Here is a 1,746-nt window from a genome sequence, read left to right on the forward strand (position 1 = left end):
AATGGATAACTATCGGTGTTTATGTAATAACTTCATTCTCGAGCCGGGTCCTGATCAGCGCCGATCGGGACCCGGCTCGAGCAGAAAAGTCTCGGTATAAACAGCTGGTTGCAAGCCGAATGGGCAGGGTAACGGTTTGATGCTGATCCACACACCGCACGCCACAGCCAATGAGCCCTGCCGTTCATCCCGATGACGACCTCGTCGAGATGCCATTTATCAGCAGGAACGGGGCGGTTCCGCCGGATATTGGCGGCGAACTGATGGCCGAAGCGGCCGACCGGGTCGCGGATCGTTTCATGGGAGACCGTGACGCCGCGCGGGAAGCGGAAGCCTGCGATACGGGACAAGTCTTCGAGGTTCAGCATCATTGAAGACTACCGCTACGCGGCGCGGGCTAGCAGAGAGGAATCATTCAGAGTGCCCGCGCGTTGTCAAACTTGGCCCGTGGCGCAGTCTCAATCATGTGACGAACCTGCGCGTCGTCGGGGCGCTCGAACACGGCGGTTTTGCGAACTACATGAAGGGTATAGGCGATCGCACCACTGGAAAGGCAGACCGCACAAGCGGAGAGAAGGGTCTCGAACAGGGTCATCACGGCCTCCTTGTCGCCACTATAAAGGTGATCGTACGGCAAGTCCGAGTCTCGGCTCTTCAATCATGGTGGCAAAGTTTTGCTAGGCTGTTAAGCGCCTTTGCTCGATCCTCGTACTGATCGGCTCGGTTTAGGAGCTTCATGCGTCGCTGATCAAGCTGGCATCCATGCCGCCTTACCCGGCGCGCCATTTGTGCGGTGTCGCGCTGCTCATTCCGTGTTCGCGGCACAGCTCGGCAGCAGGCACACCGCCCTCCATCTGGCGCAGCATGCCCATGATCTGGGCCTCGGCGAAACGTGCCTTCTTCATTGGAGTGTCCTCGCTCATCCTGCCGAGAAAATCCTACTTCGCATCTCCTTAAGATCGGCGGGATTACCTAGAGGATGCCATTTCATTTCATAATTGCGATTATCATATGTCTTGCTATTCCTTGGCATCGCCCCGGCCCTCGTATATACGGATGGGGACACGAGGAACGCCTGATGTTCGAGACGAAGGTCGGCAATTCGGCCGTCATGACCCTGTCCACCGAGATGCTGGCCATCCTCGATGCCAAGGAAGGCGACCCGCTCTTCGTCGTTCGCGGCGATGACGGCAGCCTCCGGATCATGGCGCATGATCCCGCGCTCGCCGAGGCGCTTGCCGCAGCCGAGATCGTGATGGACGAGAACCGCGACCTGCTCCAGGCGCTTGCGTGAGCGGACCCGCTTGGGTCCCGCTCCGCGCCGTCCTCGTCTTCCACGACCGCCAGATCGCCCGGCACGGCGGCGCCGACGGAATGCGGGACATGGCGCTGCTCGAGTCCGGCTGCGCCCGTCCCGCCAACCTTGCAGCATACGGCACGCCGATGTCTTCGCCCTCGCAGCGGCCTATGCCTTCGGGATCGCCAAGGCCCACGCCTTTGTCGACGGCAACAAGCGCACGGCCTTCGTCACCGCGGTGACCTTCTTGCGGCTGAACGGCCAGGGCTTCCGGCCGGAACCGGCCGAAGGCGTCCGGATGATGGAGGACCTGGCGTCCGGCGACGTGAGCGAGGAGGCTTTCGCAAAATGGCTACCCGGACTTCGACAGTTGGAAGCCGGAATCTGGCCCGCCCGCGCGGGCTGATCTTGGAAAATCAAAGGGTTGATCGGTCGGAAAGGTGCCATTT

At 60.8% G+C, this 1,746-nt stretch carries 2 protein-coding genes and 3 pseudogenes; 2 read left to right on the forward strand and 3 right to left on the reverse strand.

Features of this window, described 5'->3' with window-relative positions; translation table 11 throughout:
- Nucleotides 1–152: 152 nt before the first annotated feature.
- The 3 genes and pseudogenes from FGX59_RS36735 to FGX59_RS36745 form a co-directional block, all read right to left on the reverse strand.
- Nucleotides 153–320 (reverse strand): annotated as a pseudogene (locus FGX59_RS36735) (IS6 family transposase); the annotation flags it as partial.
- A 95-nt stretch (nt 321–415) separates the two neighbouring features.
- Nucleotides 416–595 carry a hypothetical protein gene (locus FGX59_RS36740; RefSeq protein WP_138473463.1) on the reverse strand — a complete coding sequence of 60 codons (180 nt, stop codon included), beginning with the start codon at nt 593–595 and terminating at the stop codon, nt 416–418.
- A 178-nt stretch (nt 596–773) separates the two neighbouring features.
- Nucleotides 774–905: pseudogene (locus FGX59_RS36745) on the reverse strand (transposase); the annotation flags it as partial.
- Between the two features lie 173 nt (nt 906–1,078).
- Between FGX59_RS36745 and FGX59_RS36750 the strand changes: the two are divergent.
- Nucleotides 1,079–1,294 (forward strand): transcriptional regulator/antitoxin MazE, encoded by a 216-nt coding sequence (locus FGX59_RS36750; protein WP_138473464.1) that lies wholly within the window; start codon nt 1,079–1,081, stop codon nt 1,292–1,294.
- Nucleotides 1,291–1,703: pseudogene (locus tag FGX59_RS36755) on the forward strand (type II toxin-antitoxin system death-on-curing family toxin). The gene FGX59_RS36750 and the pseudogene FGX59_RS36755 overlap by 4 nt, the downstream one beginning before the upstream one ends.
- Nucleotides 1,704–1,746 lie beyond the last annotated feature (43 nt).

Source organism: Poseidonocella sp. HB161398 (genome assembly GCF_005870025.1).
In the GTDB taxonomy this organism is placed as follows: domain Bacteria; phylum Pseudomonadota; class Alphaproteobacteria; order Rhodobacterales; family Rhodobacteraceae; genus Mangrovicoccus.

What these genes read in the sequence shown, in the direction of transcription:
- FGX59_RS36740 (WP_138473463.1), bottom strand. Translation starts at nt 595, where the DNA reads ATGACCCTGTTCGAGACCCTTCTCTCCGCTTGTGCGGTCTGCCTTTCC.
- FGX59_RS36750 (WP_138473464.1), top strand. Translation starts at nt 1,079, where the DNA reads ATGTTCGAGACGAAGGTCGGCAATTCGGCCGTCATGACCCTGTCCACC.